Annotated in this window: 8 protein-coding genes and 1 pseudogene; 6 read left to right on the top strand and 3 right to left on the bottom strand. The window is 70.8% G+C overall.

The genetic code is table 11. The annotated features are described in order from the left end of the window. Positions 1-188: pseudogene (locus ASF76_RS16250) on the top strand (L-arabinose isomerase); the annotation flags it as partial. Between the two features lie 567 nt (positions 189-755). Here the strand turns inward: ASF76_RS16250 and ASF76_RS16245 are convergent. The 3 genes from ASF76_RS16245 to ASF76_RS16235 all read right to left on the bottom strand — a co-directional run bounded on the left by ASF76_RS16245 (position 756) and on the right by ASF76_RS16235 (position 10,644). Further along, positions 756-3,683: an immunoglobulin-like domain-containing protein gene (locus tag ASF76_RS16245; protein ID WP_055959938.1), complete on the bottom strand. Its 2,928-nt coding sequence runs from the start codon at positions 3,681-3,683 to the stop codon at positions 756-758. Positions 3,684-4,000: 317 nt separating this feature from the next. Then, on the bottom strand, positions 4,001-7,339 hold the full coding sequence (locus tag ASF76_RS16240; RefSeq protein ID WP_055959935.1) for a family 43 glycosylhydrolase: 3,339 nt from the start codon (positions 7,337-7,339) through the stop codon (positions 4,001-4,003). A gap of 92 nt (positions 7,340-7,431) precedes the next feature. Then, complete coding sequence (locus tag ASF76_RS16235) at positions 7,432-10,644, bottom strand: family 43 glycosylhydrolase (RefSeq protein ID WP_200936142.1); 3,213 nt, start codon at positions 10,642-10,644, stop codon at positions 7,432-7,434. Between the two features lie 386 nt (positions 10,645-11,030). Between ASF76_RS16235 and ASF76_RS16850 the strand changes: the two genes are divergently transcribed. From ASF76_RS16850 to ASF76_RS16210, 5 genes are all read left to right on the top strand, one after another. Beyond that, on the top strand, positions 11,031-13,739 hold the full coding sequence (locus ASF76_RS16850; RefSeq protein WP_082485159.1) for a LamG-like jellyroll fold domain-containing protein: 2,709 nt from the start codon (positions 11,031-11,033) through the stop codon (positions 13,737-13,739). Positions 13,740-13,792: 53 nt separating this feature from the next. After that, complete coding sequence (locus tag ASF76_RS16225; protein ID WP_156459288.1) at positions 13,793-16,756, top strand: immunoglobulin-like domain-containing protein; 2,964 nt, start codon at positions 13,793-13,795, stop codon at positions 16,754-16,756. Between the two features lie 109 nt (positions 16,757-16,865). Next, positions 16,866-17,918 (top strand): permease, encoded by a 1,053-nt coding sequence (locus ASF76_RS16220; RefSeq protein ID WP_055959924.1) that lies wholly within the window; start codon positions 16,866-16,868, stop codon positions 17,916-17,918. After that, the gene (locus tag ASF76_RS16215; RefSeq protein ID WP_055959921.1) at positions 17,911-18,675 is read left to right on the top strand and encodes a TIGR03943 family putative permease subunit; all 765 of its coding nucleotides are present in this window, start codon (positions 17,911-17,913) and stop codon (positions 18,673-18,675) included. Before ASF76_RS16220 ends, ASF76_RS16215 begins: the two co-directional genes overlap by 8 nt. Then, positions 18,656-20,035, top strand: coding sequence for a hypothetical protein (locus ASF76_RS16210; protein ID WP_055959918.1), 1,380 nt, complete (start codon positions 18,656-18,658; stop codon positions 20,033-20,035). The genes ASF76_RS16215 and ASF76_RS16210 overlap by 20 nt, the downstream gene beginning before the upstream one ends. Positions 20,036-20,378 lie beyond the last annotated feature (343 nt).

The following is a 20,378-nucleotide window of genomic DNA, read 5'->3' as shown; positions in this document are numbered from 1 at the left end:
GCTGGCTCGCCGCCGGAGCCGCTCACCACACCGTCATGACGACGGCCGTGGGCATCGAGGTGTTCCGCGACTTCGCCGAGATCGCCAAGACCGAGCTCATCGTCATCGACGACGACACCACGGTCCGCGGTTTCCAGAGCGAGCTGCGCTGGAACCAGGCGTACTACCGCCTGGCCCAGGGCCTGTAAGACCCGTCGTCCCGGGCGCCGCACGCCCCGGGACGACGCGGCACTCGCGCGTTCCGGTCACTCGGGGCGTGTGCCGCGCGCCGGTTCACGGCGCACGGAAAGTGCCCCGGACTCGAGGTGGCGGTGGGCCACTGCAGAGTCCGGGGCACTTCTGTATGTCGACCGGGGTTGACCAGCGCTGCTGTGTCGAGCTGCGCGGTATTCGTCATGCGTTGCCTGCCACCGCTGATGCGGCGACGCATTCGTCATCGGGGGAGTTCTCTCCCCGCGCCAGGACCCCGCCCCGTATGGCGACGGAATGCGCGGGTGGCGTTCTGGGGCAGCGGGATTTGCGGTTGGTGTCTCGGTTTGGGGCGGGATTCGCGCTTTGGGGCGGACATTGTTCGCCCCGAAGCGCAGATCGCGCCCCAAACGTGGGAAGAAGGCGACGCACCTGCGCCAGCATCGTGCACCCCCACCGCGCGAGGAGTGACAAACCGCGGAACCCGCCCGGGAACGACAGAGGCCCCGGTGGAGGGGGAATCCACCGGGGCCTTCACCGTCACCCGAGGGGGACGGTGCGGGGGGTCAGCTGCAGGACCTCGCGGCGTAGGCGGCCGTGACCGTCCCTGTCGCCGATCCCTGGGTCACGGCCACCTGCGCCTCGCCGGCGGTGACCGACGCCGAGCGGGTGGCGAAGACGGCCGACGTGGTGGCGCCCGCGGCGACCGTCGCGTTCTTCGAACCGTAGGTCGACGACATCGCCAGCGTGGCCGCCGTGTCACCGTTGTTGACCGCCTTGAGAACGAGCTGCACCTTGCCGGCGACGCAGCGCGCCTCGGCCGAGAACTGCACCTTCACGAGGGAGCGGACGGTGACGGTGGCCTCGACCGGCATGCGCGAGTCGTCCTGGGCGACGCCCGAAACCGTGAAGGTGCCCGCGGCGGCGTACTTCGCGGCATCCACCGCGTCCCACTTCACGTCGACCGTCTGCACCGAACCGTCGGCCTTGGTCAGGCGTGCCTGGGGAAGGACGGGCGCCGTGCCGGCGTCGGTGGAGACGTCGATGGCATCCACGGTCTTCACCGCGATGTTCGGCGAGTACGCCTCGAGCACCTTCTGGTACTCGGCGCGCGTGACGGGGATGACGGTGCCGTGGCGCGGCTTGCCGCCGTCGGCGTTCTGCGGCAGGCCCTGACGGAGCTTGCTGCCGAGCGCCTGCCAGCTTCCGGCACGGTCGAGGTCGTTCGTGCCGAACGGCACGTAGTGGTTGGGTCCGCCGTGGTAGTTCGGCTGGTCGATGAAGAGGAACCAGTCGAGGTTGTTCACGTCGCCCTCGTTGGCCGCGAAGATGTTCGCACCCTCACCGCTGGAGTAGGTGCCGCCCGGCTCGCCGTTGGGCAGGCCGCTCGCGACCCGCTCCTCGACGAGGGTCCACTGGTTCGAAGCTCCCGTCGTGCCCGGGAGGGTTCCCGAGATGGTCGCGAGCAGGTCGGTGGACTTCTCGTGGCGGATCGTCATGCTCGCCTCGTCCTTGGTGAAGCGGTGGTAGACGCCGTCCTTCTTCGCCACGGTCGAGTCGATCAGGCCGAGACCGTTGCCGCGACGGACGTCGCTCCAGACCTTGGCGTCCGAGAAGGTGACGAAGTCGTCGGTGGTGGCGTACATCATGCGGTTGTACGTCACGCCCGTGCGGTCGGCCACGTTCGTGGTCGGGTACAGGTTCGACGCCCAGAAGACCACGAACGTGTCGAGCTCTTCGTCCCAGTACGCCTCGGGCGCCCAGGTGTTGCCGGCGAAGTCGGACGACACCTTCACGTGACGCTGCTCCGACCAGGTCACCAGGTCGTCGGATTCCCACACCTCGATGTACTTCGAGCCGGAGATCTGCGCGGTGGTGAAGCCGCCGGCCAGACCCGCGACCTTGAGGTCGGTGGCGATCATGTAGAACTTGTCGCCGTGGGGTGCCCGGATGATGAACGGGTCGCGAAGACCCTCGGTGCCGACGGTCGAGGTGAAGATGGGCTTGCCCTGGTTCAGGGTGTTCCAGGTCAGCGCGTCGTTGCCCTTCGAGGCGGCGATGCTGACGCGCTCGGCGCCGTCGCCCTCACCGGTGAAGAAGGTCCAGAAGTACGCCTCGGTCTCCTGCGATCCACCCGGCATGGGCTGGATGCGGGCGGTGAAGCTCCGGCTCGAGGTCGCACCGCCGTTGGTGGCGGTGGCGGTGAGCTGCACGTCGACGGCGGGGGAGCCCGTGGCCGGACGCTTGACCTCGACCGTGCGGGAGTTGTCGCGGACGCCCGCGCGCAGTTCGGCGTTGGCCGCTCCCGCCGCGGCGATCGACCACGAGATGGTCGAGCCCTCGGAGCCGGTGGTGGGCACCGAGAAGTTGCCGCGGACGTTGTCGAGGTTGCGGATCGAGATCGCGGCGAGGTCGCGCGAGACCTTCTCGGAGTCGGCGATCTGCTGCGGGACCGTCACGGCGTAGGTCTGCGTGCGCGTCTCGGTGCCGACGGCGAAGGTGGCGGTGAGGGTCACCGACGCGTCACCGGAGCCTGCGGTCGGGCGCGTGACCTTCGCCGCGCCGCCAGTGAAGGCGACGGCGGCGTTGTTGGATGCCCAGCTGACGGTCGCGCCTGCGCTGGTGGTGGGGACGGTGAAGTCGGTGAGAGCCGTGGACGGCACGCTCACACCGGCGACGGCGCGGTCGAGAGCCTGCGAGTTGTACAGCGCCTTCACGTCGGTCTCGCTGAGAGCCGACGAGTAGACGGCGTAGTCGTCGACGAGCCCGCTCCACCCGGCGTCGGGGTAGGTCGAACGGCCCAGGTACGACACGAGCGACGATCCGAAGGAGGAGACGTCGCGGGCGATGGTGTTCTGCGCGATACGCGTGCCGTTGATGTAGACGCTCAGCTGGCCGGTGGTTCCGCTGATCACCGTCGTGTAGAGGCTGAGCCCCGCGGGGGTGCGCGCGCCGGTGGTGGCGGCGTTCGTCGCGCCCGGGCCGACCTCCGTGCCCCACGGGGCTCCGGCGTTGGTGGTGTTCGTGACGACCGACTTGACATAGCCGTTGGGGTTGGCGGGGTTGAGCAGCCAATACCCCGACGAGTACGACGCACCGGAGGCGACGGGGGCGCCGATGAAGGCGGCCGCGACGTTGCCGTTGCCCGATCGAGGCGCGAGCCACGTCGAGACGGTGAGGTCCTTCTTGCCGACCAGGCCGGCGGTGGGGATGTCGAGGAAGGCCGCGGTGCCGGCCGAGCCGCCGGGCAGAGACAGGGCGCCGCCCGTGACGGAGCCGCCGTTCTGACGAAGGGTGGCGTTGTAGCTGTTGCCGCTGCTGTCGGCGATCGTGGCACCGTCGGCGCCGTCGAACGAGTAGTGGATGAGGGGCTGCGGCCCGGTGGCCGCGTGGGCGGCCGTCGCGGTGGCACCCAATCCGGTCATCGTGAGGGTGACCGCGGCGGTGACGGCCAGGCCCTTCCTCCACTGGGGTGAACGTGTGCGCGTGCGCATGTGCGGGCGTCCTTGCTCTTCGGGCGACGCGATGCGCATCCGGGCCCGGACGGCGACGTCGGGGGCGCCGGGACACGCGTCATCGCGGTCTTCGGGTGACCGCGGGGCGGTCGAGGGGCTGTGTTGTTACCGGAAACACCCGGTCATCTCAAAGTAAGACCGACGTGCGGGGGTGTCAAGCGCCAGATGGGCGGGATGGCCCCGATGCGCCGGGAACGCAGTGCGCGGACGCAATCGGCACCCCATGCCGGACACCGGCACGAACGACGAAGGTGCGCCCGGCCCACGGCCGGACGCACCCTCGTGTCGAACGGGTCTCAGCCGCAGGCGCGTGCGGCGTAGTCGGCCGTCACCGTGTCCTGCACCCGCGTTCCGTTCACCTCGGTCGACACCGTCGCCGTGAGGGAACCGGCGGCGAGGTTCGTCGACCGGGTGGTGAAGGTGACCGACTTCGACTTCCCCGCGGGGATGCCGTTCGCCTCGGTGGCGCCGAACGGCGACGTCACGCGGGCGTCAGCGGTGGCCGTCCCCGTGTTGGTCAGCGTCGCGAACAGGGTGGCCTTGCCCGCGACGCACCGGCTGCCGGTCACCATCTGCACCGACGGCTTGACGGGGCTGGTGACCGTGATGGTCGCGGTCACCGTGCGGTTGCCGGCGGCGAGCCACTCGGCATCCGTCATATCGAGGATGGGGCTGTCGTCCTGGCGGAAGTAGACCATCCGGATGCCGGAGTCGCGGCTGCCGTTCTGCGTCGCCTTCGCGTGGAAGACGTTGAGCAGGTTGCCGTCGTCGTCGTAGGTGTACGAGTTGTGCCCCGGACCCCAGTTGTTCGAGAACGCACCCTCGTAGCTCCAGATGGAGCTGTTGCGCACGTTCCAGACGGCGGGGTCGAGCAGGTCGGCTCCCGACTCGGCGGTGAGCAGGCCCACCGCGTAGGTCCAGTCGACGCCAGACCCCGAGAAGGTGACCATGACCTTGCCGTCGCGCTGGATGACGAACGGTCCCTCCACCACCGGAGTGGTGTTGTTCGACCAGCCCCGGTCGGGGAAGGCGACCGTCGAACGCGGGCTCGCCAGCTGCCACGAACCGGATGCCTTGGGTGTGACCTTCGCGATCTTCAGAACGGCCGGACCCGTCGAGGGCGCGACCACCCGCTCCGACCACACGACGTAGTCGATGCCGTTGTCCTCGAAGTGGGTCATATCGAGGGTGATGCCCTGGCCGTACGTGGTGAGCGGCTGACCGGCCTGGTCGACGACGCGCTGCGGTGCCTCCCAGTCGGCGCGCACGAGCGGGCTGCCGCCGGGCTTCAGCCGCATCGTGTACGACTGCACGCCGGCCCACCAGTTGCTGCTCTCGGCGTTGGCCGCGAACAGGATGTACAGATCGCCGTCGACGACGTGCAGCTCGGGCGCCCACAGCTGGGCGTTGACGCTGTTGCCCGAGAGACCGAAACCGAGGATGCGGTTGTCGGCCGCGCTCGAGAGCCCCGCGATCGTGTCGGCCTGGCGGATGAAGAACTCGTCTTGACCTGCGTCGTCGGTCGCGATGTAGAGCCACGTCTTCTTGCCGTCGGGCAGCGTGTAGCGCAGCACGTGCGGGTCGGCGCGGTTGGCCACGAGCGGGAAGTTCGTGTCGGTGCGCTGCAGCGTTCCCGTGGCCGTGTACGTACCCGGCGTCATGGCGTCGACCTTCGAGGTGTCCCACGCGACGCGGAAGTCGTGCGTGCCGCCGTCGGAGTAGTCGGCGGTGACCTTCTCGGGCAGGGTCAGCGCGTCGCCGGCGGTCAGGTTGACCGGTTTCGGTGCCTGCACGCCGGTGTTGCTCACGCGTCCGAGCTGATCGGATGCCGACCGTGCTTCGGCCGCGGTGACGGGGATGACGCTCGCGGTCTCGGCGTAGGGGACGCCGATGCTCGCCGTGCGACCACCGGGCTGCTGCCCGGCGCCCTGCGCGGTGACCGTCTGGAACGCGGTGGTCGTGCCGGTCAGGGCGGAGCCCGCGGGGCTCGTCCACACCACGCGGTAGGCGCTGACGCGGGCGTCCCACTCGGCTGACACGGCTCCGGTCGCGCCCTGCCCGGGGAGGGGCAGGAAGCTGCGCTCGGTCCAGGTGACCAGGTCGGGGGAGGTGAACACGAGCGCGCCGGCGGTGTCGGCCGCGCCCGAGGCGTCGGTGCGCCGGGCGATGAGCCCGTAGCCCTGGTCGCCCTCGAGGCGGAACATGTACGGCGAGCCGAGGTAGCGGGTGGTGCCGTTGGTCTGCTCGGTCATGCCGGTGACCTGGGGGAACACCACACCCGCGCCGCTGTTGAGCGGCGTGTACGCGGTGCCGTCGCTGCTGAGCGCGAGGTGGGCGCTACGCGTGACCTCGGGGTCGTCTCCGCCGCGGGTGTTCTTCGACGTCGTGTACGTCGCCAACCGCGACGCGCCGGTCTCGGCGATGCGCACCGGGATCTCGGTGGTCGCCGCATCGGCGCCCGAGCCGACGACGGCCTTGAGGGTTGCGGCGGCGAGACCGGTGGCGGGGGCGGTGGCGATGCTGCCGTTGGCGACGGAGCCCGCTCCCGAGACGTGCGACCACACCACGGGCAGTCCCTGCGCGGTCGTCGGGAGCACGTAGCCCTTCTCGAGCACCGACGGCAGCACGAGTGCTGCGGCGGCCTTGGCAGCCTGGGCGGCGGCACTCGGGGCGGGCAGCACGGTGACGTCGAAGGTGCGCGTGGCGGTCTTGCCGCGCACGGTGGCCGTGGCCGTGAGGGTGACCGCGGTCGACGAGGACGGCCGGGTGACCTTGCCGTCGGCGGCGACGATGCCCGACGGCGACGAGGTCCAGGTCACGCCGCCGGTCGTCGGCAGCACGAGGTCGGTTTCGACGGCCGACAGGCTCTGGGCGTTGGCGCCGGCCAGGTCGATTCCGGCGACGACCTCGGATGCCGTGGCCGTGGCATCCGTCGCCGACGCCGCGGCGATGTCACCGGCCGACAGGGCCGCGTTGTAGACGCGGAACGACGAGACACCGCCCTGGTAGAGCGAGTCGCCGCCGTAGGCACTGCGCCCGATGTAGTTCATGGTGTGCGTGGTGAGGTCGCTGAGCGCCGTCGTCGAGTCGGTCTTCTGCGCGACGAGGGCACCGTCGATGTAGAGAGTGAGCGTCGAGGTGGTCCCCCCGGCGTTCTTCGCGATGGTCGCCGCCACCGACTGCCAGCGGTTCTCGGCGAGCCGGGTCGTCGAGGTGACGCTCTGCTCGTTCCGCCAGTTCGTCGGGCTGATGGCCAGGCGCGGGGCGACGGGCTGGATGAAGAACTGTCCCGTCGCGTTATCGCCCGATCCGCCGATGTTCCACAGGAACTTCGCGCCCGACAGGGCGACGGGGTTGGTCTCGATGATGATCGTCGCGGCGCTCTGACCGGTGAGCAGGTTGTCGGGCAGCTTCACGTGGTTCGACCCGGTGAGCTGCAGCGATCCGCCGCGCCAGGCCGTGCCTCCGACGACGGCCGCGTCGCGGCCGGCCCCCGAGGTGTCGCGCACCACGGTGCCGCTCGTCTCCGAGAAGTCGTACGACGCCACCAGTGATGCGGGCTCGGCGGCGCTCGCCGCGCCGGAGACTCCGACGCCGCTCACGACGAGGGCGAATCCGAGGGCGCTGGAGATCACCCCCGCACAGCGTCTGCGGAATGCGCCTCGGGCGGGCGCGCTGGTCTTTCGGGTCACGGTGTTTCTCCTCTTCGTCGAGTCGAGTCGGTCGGTCATCGGCAGCTGGTGGCGCGGTAGTCCGCGGTCACCGGGGTGGAGGCGTTCTGCACGGTCACCGTGACGGTGCCCGCGTCGATGGACGCGCTGCGGGTGGACTGCGTCTTGGACACGGACTTGCCCGCGCCCAGATCGGCGAAGGCGGTCGAGCCGTACGCACTGGCGATCGTTCCGGATCTGACAGCCGTGCCGGTGTTGGTGACCGTCGTGACGAGGGTCACCTTGCCCGCGACGCAGCGCGTCGCGACGCTCGCCTGCACGCCGGCCGGGGCCGCGGCCACGACCACCCGCGCGGTGACGGTGCGGTTGGCCGGGGCGACCTCCTGCTGTGCCGTCAGCGACAGGTCGAGCATGCCGTTGGCGCGGACGTTCACCGCCTTGAACCAGCTGTTGCGGTCGGGGTCGAACAGACCGCCCGCGGCACCGCCGGTGTGCGGCTCGGGGTACGGGCGCGCGTGGTAAGCCAACACCAGGTTGCCGGCCGGGTCGGTCGCGAACGAGTTGTGCCCGGTGCCGCCCTGACCCGCGCCGCCGATGCGGCCGGTGAAGGTGTCGTTGGTGGTGAGCACGGGGGAGGGCACGAGAGTCCAGCTCGCGGGGTTCTTCAGGTCGGCCGACTTGGCGGCGCGCAGCATGCCGATGTCGTAGTACTTGTCGACCGTGCCGCCCGAGTAGGTGAGGTAGATGTAGTCGCCGTGCTCGACCATGTAGGGCGCCTCGACGATGCCCTGGTCGCCGCCCTCCGTGGTGTCGGACGGCGTCGGCGCCTGCTTGCCGTACTCCCAGGGCTGGCTGATCGCGTAGACCTCGCTGAGTCCGCTGTCGATGAGCGGAACGGTGCCCTTCGGGCCCATCTTGGCCTTGCCGATGAGCAGCTTCGCACTGTTCGGCATGACCCAGTAACCCTGTGTCACGCCGTTCTCCTCGCGCTCCAGATATGAGACGTCGAACGCAGCCCCTTCGAGGATGGTGGGTTCTCCCCAGTTCGCCTGGTTCACCAGACCGCCGTTGCGCAGCGACTCCTCGGTGCCGGTGTAGGGGATCAGGACGGTGTTGTCGCACCAGCCGTTGGTGGGCGCGTAGCCGCGGTTCATGCCGGCGACGATCCACCACTGCCCGTTGATCTTGTGGAACTCCTGTGCCCAGATGTATCCGCCCCAGCCGTAGAAGGTGTTGGGGTACTGGGCCTGCTTGCCGGGGGTGCCGGCGTCGGGGTCGATGACGATCTGCTCGGGGGCGTCCTTGAGGCCCGCGATGGTGGTCGCGCGCTTCAGGCCGATCTTGCGGTAGGCGTTGGCGTCGATCAGCTGGTCGTTCGACGCGTTCGAGGGGATCGAGTAGTGCGAGCCCGTGAGGTACCAGTAGCCGTCGTCCTCGTTGAAGAAGAGGTGCGGATCGGCCCGCGCGTCGTTGACCATCTCCTCGGCCGTCTGCTGCACCACGCCGGTCACCTCGTACGTGCCAGGGGTCCGCGAATCGATGGATGCCAGATCTTCGGCGTCCCAGGTCACCGGGAGGTTCTTGCTGGAGCCGTCGTTGTAGTCGAGCGTGACGGTTCCGGGGAGGGCTGCGGCATCCACCTTCTTGCCGTTCTCGACCTGCACGTCGGCGGGGGCCCGGACGCCGGTGTTCTGCAGGTCGACGTAGTTCTTGTAGAAGACGTCGAACTCGGCCTTCGAGAGGGCGAACGAGCTCGCCTGCGCCTGCGCGGTGAAGCCGGGCAGACCCGCGCCGACCACGCCGAGCGCGCGCACGTCGGCCTTGGTAGCCGCGGTCGGGGTGCTGCCGGCGGTGAGGGCGTCGAGTCGGGCCACGCGGCCCTCACCGGTGAGCTCGTCGGTCCAGTACGCCGTGTACTTCTGGCTGGCGGCGTCGAACTCGATGCGAGGGTTCTTCACGATCGACCCGTCGGAGGCGATCTTGACGGTGCGCTGGTTGCGGAAGGTCGCTCCGTCGGGGGCGTCCCACACGTACACCGAATCGGTGGCGTTGTTCTGCGCCGCCACCGCGCCGAGGGAGCCGTCGGCGAAGCGGATGAGGGTGGGCGAGCCGACCTGGGCGTTCGGGTTCGCGTTCTGAGAGCCGTTCCACGTCGCGTACAGGATGGCCTGCGAGCGGTTCAGCGGCTCCCAGGCCGAAGCGCCCGACGGGCGGGCCGAGACGAACAGCGCGTCGGCGCGGCGGTCGTCGTTGTAGGCGAGGGGGTCGTCCTTCACGCCGTTGGTCGTCGTGACCGTTTTGACATAGGTGGCGACGTCTCCGCCGGCGTCGAGGATCTGCGCCGAGGCGGTGACGGGCGTGGTGACGCCGGCGATCGTCGCGGTCAGCTCGACGGCGACGGGACCTGCGGCCGGGCGGGTGACCTTGCCGTCAGCGGAGACGAGCGAGGCGCCGGCACCGGATGCCGACCACGTCACGGCGTTGCCGAGCACGGACGAGGGGAGGTCGCCCGAGATGCGGGCGGGGATGCTGAGGGCCGCGGCCGGGTCAGCGGCGACCGTCGCGACGCCGAGCTCGGACGGGGTGAGGGCGCGGTTGTAGACGCGTAGGTTATCGAGGAGTCCCGAGAAGTACTCGCCGCCGCCCCAGTTGGCCTTGCCCACCTGCAGGACGCCGCCCGAGGCGCCGAGGATCTGCGCGAGAGCGGTGCCCGTGGTGTTGGTCGACACGAGCTTCTTGTCGACGAACAGGCGCGCGGTGCCGCCCGAGAGGACGAGGTCGACGTGCTTCCACTCCGCGTTCGTCTGGGTGGCGACGAGGTTGCCCGCGGTGTTCCGGCTGCCGGCGTTGTCGTAGCGCTCGACGGTGATGCCGGTGGTGCGGTCGAGGAAGCCGAGATAGTGCTCCTGGGCGTACGCCTGGGTCGCGGCGCTGCGGGCTGCGAAGACGGACCAGCCGGTGTTCCCGGTGGAGGCGGGCTTGCTGTCGTACGAGAACGTGACGTCGTTGAGCCCTGCGAGCAACGGAGCGCCGCCGGTCTTGGTGACGTTGAGCCAGAAGCCGCTGCCGAGCTGGGCGGCGTTGCCGCTGACGCCGGGCACCAGTCGAGCCGTGCCCTGCGTGGTGGCGGTGGCGCCCGCGCCGGTGAAGCTGGTCGTGCCGCTGTCGAACGTGAAGTCGGCGATGAGTGCGTCGTCGGGTCCTGCGGCGGTGGCGACACCGGGTGCGAGCAGGCTCGCGCACAGGGCCGCTGCGGCGGTGGTGCTCACAGCGACCGCCGTCAGCCGGCGCCGCCGCGCGCGGGTGGGCGGGGTTTCGAGGGGGGCGGGGGGCGTCGTCGAACGCGCCGCGAAAGGCAGGTGCATAACCACTCTCCATTAAGTGACTGACCATCAAAGTGCAGTGTTATCGCTCACAATAGCCACACGGATGCCGTTATGGCCATCACGATTTCCGCTCGAGTCACCGCGGCGCCCCATCCACCCGCCACCGGGCATGCCCGCCCACGGGTTCGGGGACGGCCGAGGCGGTGATCGCAGCGCGGACGCCCGACCCGTGGGACGACCGGTCTTGCCCCCATGCAAAGTGAGCGGTAACATCCAGATCGTTCCTGCGCCTCAGGGGCCCCGATCATCCTGGCAAAGGAGCTGGAGTGATGACTGCACACTCGACCGCCCCCACCGCATCCGCGCGACCGTCGACCCGACGCCGGAGGAGCGCGATCCTCAGCCTCGCCACCGGCGTCGCCCTCCTCGCCGGGGGCCTCGTCCCCCTGACGGCGGCACCGGCCGTGGCGGAGACCGGCCTCCCCTCGACAGGTCTGCGCGCGGAGTACATCTTCGACGAGACCGCGGGCGCCAGCGTGCCCAACAGTGCGCCGACCACGCTGGGCGCCGCGACCGTCGTGAACGGCACGGACTCGCTGTGGACCGGGTCATCGCTCGTCTTCACCGGTGGCGCAAAAACCAGCCCGACGGCAAGCTGGGTTCGGTTGCCGAACGACGTCCTGGCCGGCGCACGCTCCGCGACGGTGACGATCGAGACGAAACTCGACGCCTCGATGAAGAACAACTGGAACTTCCTCTGGAACATCGGCAGCGACTCCCCGACGCGGTCGTACTTCTCGTCGGTCCGCGACAACCCGCGCACCGTCCTCACCACGAACGGTGGTGGCGGCGAGGTCAACGCCCGATCCGGTTCCGCGTTGTCGGCCGACCGCTGGTACAGCCTCACGTCCGTCATCGACGGAGCCGCCGGGCGCCTCACCTTCTTCGTCGACGGGGTGCAGGTGGCATCCACCCCCACCACCCTCTCGCCCGCCGACATCACCGATCAGACCCTCAACGCGATCGGCCGCGCGCCGTACCCCGACCCGATGTACAAGGGCGAGGTGTCGACGTTCCGCGTGTACGACCGGGCGCTCTCGGCCGACGAGGTCACGCGGGTCTCGACGGCGGACGCCACGATCCACGCCGACGCGCACCGCCAGGCGGCACAGACCGTGGTGGATGCCGTGGCACCGGTGACCGTCGATGAGAGCACGACCACCCTTCCGACGTACGGCGGCCGCGTGACCTGGGCCGCGACCGACTCGGGCACGACGGTCGCCGCCGACGGCAAGACGCTGACGACGACATTGCCGGCCGTCGGGTCCGCGGCGCGGACGACCACGCTGACGGCGACCGCGACGGTCCGCGGGGTGGCCGCCTCGCGTGCCGTGACCACGACGATCCAGCCCGCCCGTGCCGCCGAGGACGCATTCGGGTACGCGATGGTGCACTTCATCGAGGATGCCAACGGCTACGCCGAGAAGATCTACCTCGACGTCTCGCGCGGCGACGACCCCGAGGCCTGGGACCCGCTGAACGGCGGTAAGCCGATCCTCGCCTCGCAGTTGGGCACCACCGGCGTCCGCGACCCGTACCTGACGTACAACCCCGAGACCCAGACGTACTACATCATCGCCACCGACCTGCGCGTGTTCGGCGGCGACCGCGGCGCGGCCGGGTGCACCGACTGGTGCTACTGGAGCTCGCAGGGGTCCACGAAGCTGAACGTCTGGGAGTCGAAGGACCTCGTCACCTGGGGCGACCTGCGCCAGTTCGACGTCGCCCAGTCGCCCGCCGGCACCGAGGTCGCCGAGCTCGGCATGGCCTGGGCCCCCGAGGCGACCTGGGTCCCCGGGTACAACGCCGACGGCAGCGGCGCCTTCGTCCTCTACTGGTCGTCGACCGTGTACTCCAACGCCGCCCACACCGGGTCGTCGTACTCGCGTGTCCTGTGGGGCGCGACCACCGACTTCACGCAGCAGACCTACCGCTACGGCGGAACGATGATCGACACCGGCGGCGACGCCATCGACACGACCGTCATCCAGAACGACGGCAAGACCTACCGCGTCACGAAGGACAACGCCTTCGGCCGGGGCATCTACATGGAGTCGACCACGGCGGCCGACTGGTGGAAGCAGTCGACCGCGTGGACGACCGTGCAGGAGCGGATCGGCGCCAACTACTCCGGCGGAAACGCGGGTGGTGTCGAGGGTCCCGCGGTCTTCCAGCGCCACGGCGAAGACGCGTGGTACCTCTACGTCGACGTCATCCCCTCCACCGGCTACCGCCCGCTGGAGACGACGAACCTCGATGCCGGATGGACGCCACTCGTATCCGACACCTTCTCGATGGCGCCGAGCACCAAGCACGGGGGAATCGTCCCGCTGACGTTCGGCCAGTACGACGGGATCCGCAAGGCGGATGCCACGGCCGTCGTCACCACCGACCTCGGTGACGCGAGCGTGACGCAGGGCGCCGGCACGGCATCCATCACGGCTGCTCTGCCCCGAGAGGCGCAGGTGACTCTTGCGTACGGTCGCGGCACCGCTGCGCAGCCCGTGACATGGAACCTCACCGGCGTCGACGCCTCGAAGCCCGGTTCCTACCCGGTCACCGGGACGGTGCGAACGGTCGGGGCGAACCTGAATCAGTGGGCCGGGACCAACGGCTCGACCGCGTACAACGCTGCCGACCGGCGTCTGTTCAGCTCGACAGCGCTCACGGTCACCGCGGACGTCGTCGTGACCGCCCCCGCCCTGGCCGTCACGGCCACGGCCGAGACGCGGTGCGCCGCCGGCAAAGCGATCGTCGTCACCCGCATCGCGAACGGCGGCGCGGCACCGGTCGCCCTGCAGGTGGACTCGGCGCACGGCTCGAAGACGATCGCCTCCCTCGGCGCCGGCAAGAGCACGATCGTGACCTTCACGGCACGGACGAACCCGCTGGCCGCGGGCGAGGTCACCGTCGCCGCCAGCACAGGCGGCACCACCTCGTCGGTGACGGCGCCGTTCGCGGCGACCACCTGCCGCTGACCCGCGGCCCCGCCCCGCGCCCTCCAACGACGTCGACCGACGGTCAGGACACCATGCTCTCCCACACCCCTTCACACCGCACCTCCCGTCGCCCGAGCGGAGGGGGCCGCGCCGCCGGCGTCGCCTCCGGGACGCGACGAGCCCTCGCCGTCGCGGTGTCCGCGGCGGTCGCCGTCAGCGGCGTCCTCGGCACGGGGGCGGCGATCGCGGCGCCCTCCGGCGTGAGCGACGACGGTCTCGTCGCGCGCTACACGTTCGACGAGACTTCCGGCGACATGGCCCGCAACACGGCCGACGGCTCCGACGCCGCGGGCGACCCGCTCGATGCGACGGTGCGCAACTACACCGCGTCGCAGCGGGCGGAGGCGGGGACCCTGCAGTTCACCGGGGGCGCCAAGACTTCCACGGGCAACTGGGTCGAGCTGCCCGACGACCTGCTGAAGACCGCCACCTCGGCCACGGTGTCGATCGACGTCAAGGCCGATGCCGCGATGCTCACCTCGAACCACTTCCTCTGGAACATCGGAAACGACGCGACCCAGCAGTACTGGTTCGCGAACGTCCGCGCGCCGCGCTCGGGGATCACGACGGGTTCCGCCGGGGGTGAGAAGAACGCGACCGCCTACCCGGTGAAGGCGAACCGGTGGCACAGCCTCACCGCCGTCATCGACGCCGACGCCGACACCCTCACCTTCTATACCGACGGTCAGCTGTCGGGGGTCGTCACGACGACGCTCACCCCCGCCGATATTTCGCAGACTCTCAACACGATTGGACGCGCACCGTGGCCCGATGCCCTGTTCAAGGGGACCGTCGGCGCGTTCCACGTCTACGACCGCGCGTTGTCCAGCGGTGAGGTCGTCTCGCTGTCCGAGAGCGACGCCACCACCCACCAGGCGGCGCTCCGTGCCGTCGCCGACACCAAGGCGGCCGCCGTCGATCTGGGCGACACCTCGGCGGTGACCGGCGACCTCGACCTCGGGTTGTTCGGCATCCGGGAGATCTCCTGGTCGTCGTCGAACCCCGCGGTCGTCTCCGCCGACGGCGTCGTGACGCGCCCGGCAGTGGGGGAGCCCGCGGCCACGGTGACGTTGAGTGCGTTTGCCGAGGCCCGTGGAGTCGGGGCGACGGCGCCGCGGACGTTCACGGTGGTGGTGCCGGCGTTGACCGCCGCCGACGTCACGGCAGACCGCGACGCGCTCGGGGTGCCCGCCGTCGTCCGCGGCAACGTGACGCTGCCCACCCGGGGCGAGCGGGGAGCGCCGGTGGCGTGGACGTCGTCGGCCCCCGCCGTGATCTCCGAGCGCGCGGTCGGCGCCGCCGACCCCGGCGTCGTGACGCGGCCGGCGTGGGGCGCGGAGCCCGCGCCCGTGACCCTGACCGCGACGGTCGGAACGGGGGCCGCCGCCGTCACGCGCAGCTTCGCCGTCACCGTCGAGCCGGCCCCGCGCGCCGCCGTCGACAGTCGCTACATGTTCGCCTACTTCACCGCCGACACCCTGGAGGGGGAGAAGATCTCGCTCGCCGCATCGCAGAGCAACAGCGCGATGACGTGGGACGTCCTGAACAACGGCACGCCGATCCTCTCGTCGACGCAGGGCACGCGCGGGCTCCGCGACCCGTTCGTCATCCGTTCCGCAGAGGGCGACCGGTTCTTCCTCATCGCCACCGATCTGTCGATCGGCGGGGGCACGTCATGGGAGTCGTCGCTGGACGACGGCAGCCAGCACCTGGAGATCTGGGAGTCGACCGACCTGAAGAACTGGTCGGCGCAGCGGCACGTGCCCGTGTCGGGGCCGTTCGCCTCGATGACGTGGGCGCCCGAGGCCTTCTACGACGAGGACGCCGGCGAGTACGTCGTGTACTGGTCGTCGCGGGTGTTCCTGGATGCCACGCGCCCCTACGACAAGGTCGGTACCCCCGACTACACCTATTCGAAGGTCATGTACGCCACCACACGGGACTTCGTCACGTTCTCGGATGCCAAGATCTGGCAGGACGCCGGCGACCGGATCGACTCCACGATGATCGAGGACGACGGCACCTTCTACCGGTTCACCAAGGAGATCACCGGCTGCAACGACGTCGTGCAGGAGTCCGCCTCGTCGCTCTACGCTCTCTCGGTCCCCGGCGACTACGCGTGGACGACCGATGCGACGTGCGTCTCCAAGACCGCCCGCGCAACCGGCCGCACCACCGAGGGGCCGACGATCTTCCGCGCGAACGCGGGCGACACCGCGCTTCCGGCGGGCGTGGACGAGGGCTTCTACCTCTTCGTGGACGATTTCACGGGGCAGGGGTATCTGCCGCTGTTCACCGAGTCGCTGGCGGCGCCGGCGTGGCGCACCGTGGCCGGCGCACTGCCGAAGTCGCGTCACGGCAGTGTCATGCCGGTCACGCTCAACCAGTGGGAGTCGGCGAAGGGCGTGGCCGCCACGCGGACGGCGACCACGACCTCCCTCGTCGGCGTCACGGGCGGTGCCGTGCTCGAGCCGGGTGCGAAGGTGGAGGCCGCCGTGGCCGCGACCGACGGCGGCGCCGTCGCCGGGACGGTGCGGTTCGCCTTCGGCGATCGGACGGTCGACGCGCGCGTGATCTCGCACGACGGAGCATTCGTCGCCGAGGCCGTCATCCCCGAGGTGTCGGGAGATGTGCGTCTGACCGCCGCGTATCAGGGCTTCGACGTCCTCTCGGCTTCCGCGTCCGCACCGGTGGAGGTGCGCGTCGCCGATGCGGCGGCACCGCGCGTGGAGAGCTCCGTCTCGTCGCGGTGCGTCGCCGGTAAAGTCACCGTGATGCTCAAGGTGACGAACACGGGATCCGCTCCGGTGTCGGTGGTGGCGTCCAGCGCGTACGGGACGAAGACCTTCCCGGCGCTCGCCGCGGGCGGCACCGCGACGGCGGCGTTCTCGACGCGCGCGGCGGCGATCCCGGCGGGGTCGATGTCGCTCCGCGCCGACGGCGCCGGACAGTCGCGCGAGACGACGGTGCCGATCGAGGCGCACCGGTGCTCCTGACGCACCACGGTCGCGGGCGGATGCGTCCCCGGAGATCCCGGGGACAGGCGGTCACGGCCGACCCCGGCGCGAACGCCGCACGCCTCCCCCGATAGGACGATCGAGCCCCATGCCCACCCCGCGCAGCTCTCCCGCCGCACCCGCGCGCGTCCGACCGGAGCCCGCGCCGCCGGCGCTCGGCCCCGGGGCGCGCCGGGTGCTCCTCGTCGCGGCGTCGCTGATCGCGGCCGCGATCGTCGTCCGGTGGCTGACGATCGACGGCGACGGCTCGCTCCCGAGCGCCCTCTCCGACGGTGTCACCCTCGCGGCGAGCGTGGTGATCGAGTCCCTCCCGTTCGTCTTCCTCGGCATCTCCATCTCGATCGCTGTGCAGCTATGGGTCCCCTCCCGGGTGCTGGATGCCGTCATCCCGCGCACCGGCGTCCTCCGACGCGCCGTCCTGTCGCTGCTGGGGGTCGTCCTTCCGGTGTGCGAGTGCGGCAACGTCCCCTTGGCCCGAGGGCTGATGATGCGCGGGTTCTCGGTCGCCGACTCAGTGACGTTCCTGCTGGCGGCACCCATCCTCAACCCGGTGACCCTCATCACGACCTACCAGGCCTTCGGCTGGAACGACGGCATCCTGGTATCTCGGCTGGTGGGCGGTTTCGTGCTCGCCAACCTCGTGGGCTGGCTCGTCAGCCTGCACCCCGACCCCCAGCGCCTCCTGACGCCGCAGTGGGCCGCGGTCTGCGCCTCTGCCGCGACGTCGACGCGGGAGCCGGCGACTCTGCGGCGCGCGGCGGTGATGTTCCGCGACGAGGTCTCGGCCATGCTGCCGGCGCTCTTCCTCGGCGCGGCCGTCGCCGGCGTCATCCAGGTGGCGGTGTCGCGCGACACGCTGACGGGCATCGGCGGGCATCCCGTGCTCGGCATCCTGGCCCTGATGGTGCTGGCCTTCGTGATCGCGATCTGCTCGAACGTCGACGCGTTCTTCGCGCTGTCGCTGGCGTCGTCGTTCTCGCCGGGCGCACTGGTGGCGTTCCTCGTCCTCGGCCCGATGATCGACGTGAAGATGCTCGTGATGCTCTCCACGACGTTCCGTCTGCGCACGCTCGCCGGGATCACGCTCGTCGTGGCGCTCGGTGCCCTCACCCTCGGTCTGGTGGTGAACCTGCTTGTCTGAACTCGTCTCGCGATGGGCCGGTCTCGCCCTGTGCGGCATCGGTCTCGTCGCCACCCTCGCGCTCGCCGCCGCGGGTGACCTCACGCTGTACATCCACCCCCGTTACGTCGTCTTCACCGTGCTGCTGAGCATCGTGGGGGCGGGGCTCTTCGCGGCGGCGGTCTGGGTCACCGCCACGAGACGCGAGACGGCGCACGACCATGACCATGACCATGACCATGACCATGACCACGATCACGACCAGCTCGTCCGGCGCCGCTCGTACCGCATGCTGTCGACGGTCGTGACGGGCACGCTCGTCGTCGTCTCCGCGGCGGCCCTGCTGGTCGCGCCGCCGACGACGCTGAGCGCCGAGCGCGCCCTGTCGAGCGCGAGTGCCGTCGACGGCGGCGGAGACGTGCCCCGTCCGTCGCTCGTCGGCAGCGACCCGACCCGCTTCTCAGTCCGCGACTGGGCGAGCATCCTCGGCAGCGGCGCCACCGCCGACGATCTCGTCGGGCAGCAGGCCGACGTGACGGGGTTCCTGCTGATCGACGGCGACGGTGCCGTCCGCGTCGGACGCTACGCCGTCACCTGCTGCACGGTCGACGCGCAGCTGTTCGCCGTGCCCGTCATCGCCGCCGATCTGCCGAGTGATCTGCGCTCGGGCGACTGGGTGCACCTGACCGGTACTTTCGCCGACGATGGCGGGGCGACCCACCTGAGCCCCGCGACCGTCGACGCCGTGGAGGAGCCCGATGACCCGTACCTCTCCTGAGACGGATGCCGCCCGCCCGCGCTCGTCGCGCCGCTGGGCCGTGGCCGGCATCGCCGTCGTCGCCTGCCTCGCCGCGGTCAGCACGACCCTCGCCGCGGCTGCCCTCGAGCGCGGGCCGCGGATCCGCGGTGTCGACGGCGACCCAGCGCTCGCCGTACAGCAGTCGGGCGTGACGCTGGTGTTCCGCGCCGACCAGCCCCTCGACCCCCGCTCGGGAGAGGGGGTGCGGGTCGAGCCCGCGACGCCCTTCCAGATCGAGGTGACCGGGTCCACGATGCGTCTGCGCTTCACCGGCACCGTCGACCACGCCCGGGACTACCGGGTGAGCATTCCGGCGCTGCGCGGGCGGGCGACGGGTGCGACCGCGGAGGCCGCGTTCGACTTCGCCACCCCACCGCTGACCGTCACCACCCTCGAACGCGGCGGGAGCTTCGACCGCACGGGCGGCGCCGACGATCGGATCGTGCGCCACGATCTGTCATCCGGGTCCGACGAGGTCATCTTCTCGGCGCCGCGCATCCAGGAGTACGCCGATGACGGAGACGGGGTGGTCGCCGCGGTGCTCGACGAAGACGGCCGTGCCACCCTCACCCGCGCCGGCCAGGGGGCGGACCCGGTGGCGTTGCCCCTTCCCGGTGACGGGACCGTCGGGTTGTTGCGGGCATCGGCCGACGCCGGGCGCACGGGCTTCGTGTTCACCGGCACGGGGGCGGACGCGCAGCCGTACACCAGCACGCTGTTCCTCGTCGACCCCGCCGATCCCGACGCGGGCGCTCGCGCCGTGCTCGACCTCGACGGACTCGCGCTGCAGGCCGACTCGTGGTTCTTCGTGCCGGGCAGCTCCTACCTCGTCGCGCAGGCGCCCACGGGGTCGCTCATCCTCGTGGATGCCACCGGCGCGGCGCCCCCGCGCCTGCTCGGGGAGGTCGGAGGGCTGCGCGCGGTGCTGCCCGCCTCGACGTCGCTCGTGGTCGACGGTGCAGGGGGTCCCGCTGTGCTCGATCTGACGAACGGCACCCTCAGCGACATCGCCGGCGCCGCCGCCGACGAGCTGTCGACGGGCACGGTGTTCCTCTCCGACTCCTCGTCGGTGCAGTGGACGGCAGAGGACGTCGTGCGCCGGACCGCCTCGGAACCGCCCGTCGGGGTCTTCCGGGCCGGCGCCGGCGGCCGGATCGAAGAAGTCTGCGTCTCGCCCAGCGGGCGGTTCGCGGCGGTCGGGGTGGTCCGCACCGAGGATGAGATCGACGACTACCCCACCCGCGCGGAGTGGCTGGGCCGCACCTCGACCGTGATCGACGTGTCCTCGGGCGCCCCGCTCGCCGAGGTGCCCGGGACGCGCCCGGATTGGTGCGCCTGAGCCGCGTCCCCAGCCGCGGTCGGTATGTCGGGTGCGCGCTCGCGCGAGGCGGCGGCCGCAGGTGCGCGCTCGCGCGGAGGCGATGGCGCGACGCGGCGGCCGCAGGTGCGCGGTCGCGCGGATCCTGGATGCGCAAGACGACGGCATCCGGTGACCCGGAGGAGGTCCCGCGCGCGCCGGGGCCGGTGCACGGCATCCGGATGCCGAGATTTCGCACCGCCGGGGTGCGTGTCCGATCTCGTCGGCCTCGACGCCGAAACGCCCCGGGTCACCCGTGAAGGATGCCCCGGGGCGTTCCCGGTGGTTGCCCCGGGCGGCTGAGCATCGCGCATCAGCCGCCCGG

This window comes from Microbacterium sp. Leaf151 (assembly GCF_001424225.1).
Lineage (GTDB): Bacteria > Actinomycetota > Actinomycetes > Actinomycetales > Microbacteriaceae > Microbacterium.
Note: the sequence above shows the minus strand (reverse complement) of the source record. Positions and strands in the feature narration are given on the sequence as shown.

Coding starts and splice junctions, on each gene's coding strand:
- ASF76_RS16850 (WP_082485159.1), top strand. CDS start 11,031: ATGACTGCACACTCGACCGCCCCCACCGCATCCGCGCGACCGTCGACC.
- ASF76_RS16220 (WP_055959924.1), top strand. CDS start 16,866: ATGCCCACCCCGCGCAGCTCTCCCGCCGCACCCGCGCGCGTCCGACCG.
- ASF76_RS16210 (WP_055959918.1), top strand. CDS start 18,656: ATGACCCGTACCTCTCCTGAGACGGATGCCGCCCGCCCGCGCTCGTCG.
- ASF76_RS16225 (WP_156459288.1), top strand. CDS start 13,793: ATGCTCTCCCACACCCCTTCACACCGCACCTCCCGTCGCCCGAGCGGA.
- ASF76_RS16245 (WP_055959938.1), bottom strand. CDS start 3,683: ATGCGCACGCGCACACGTTCACCCCAGTGGAGGAAGGGCCTGGCCGTC.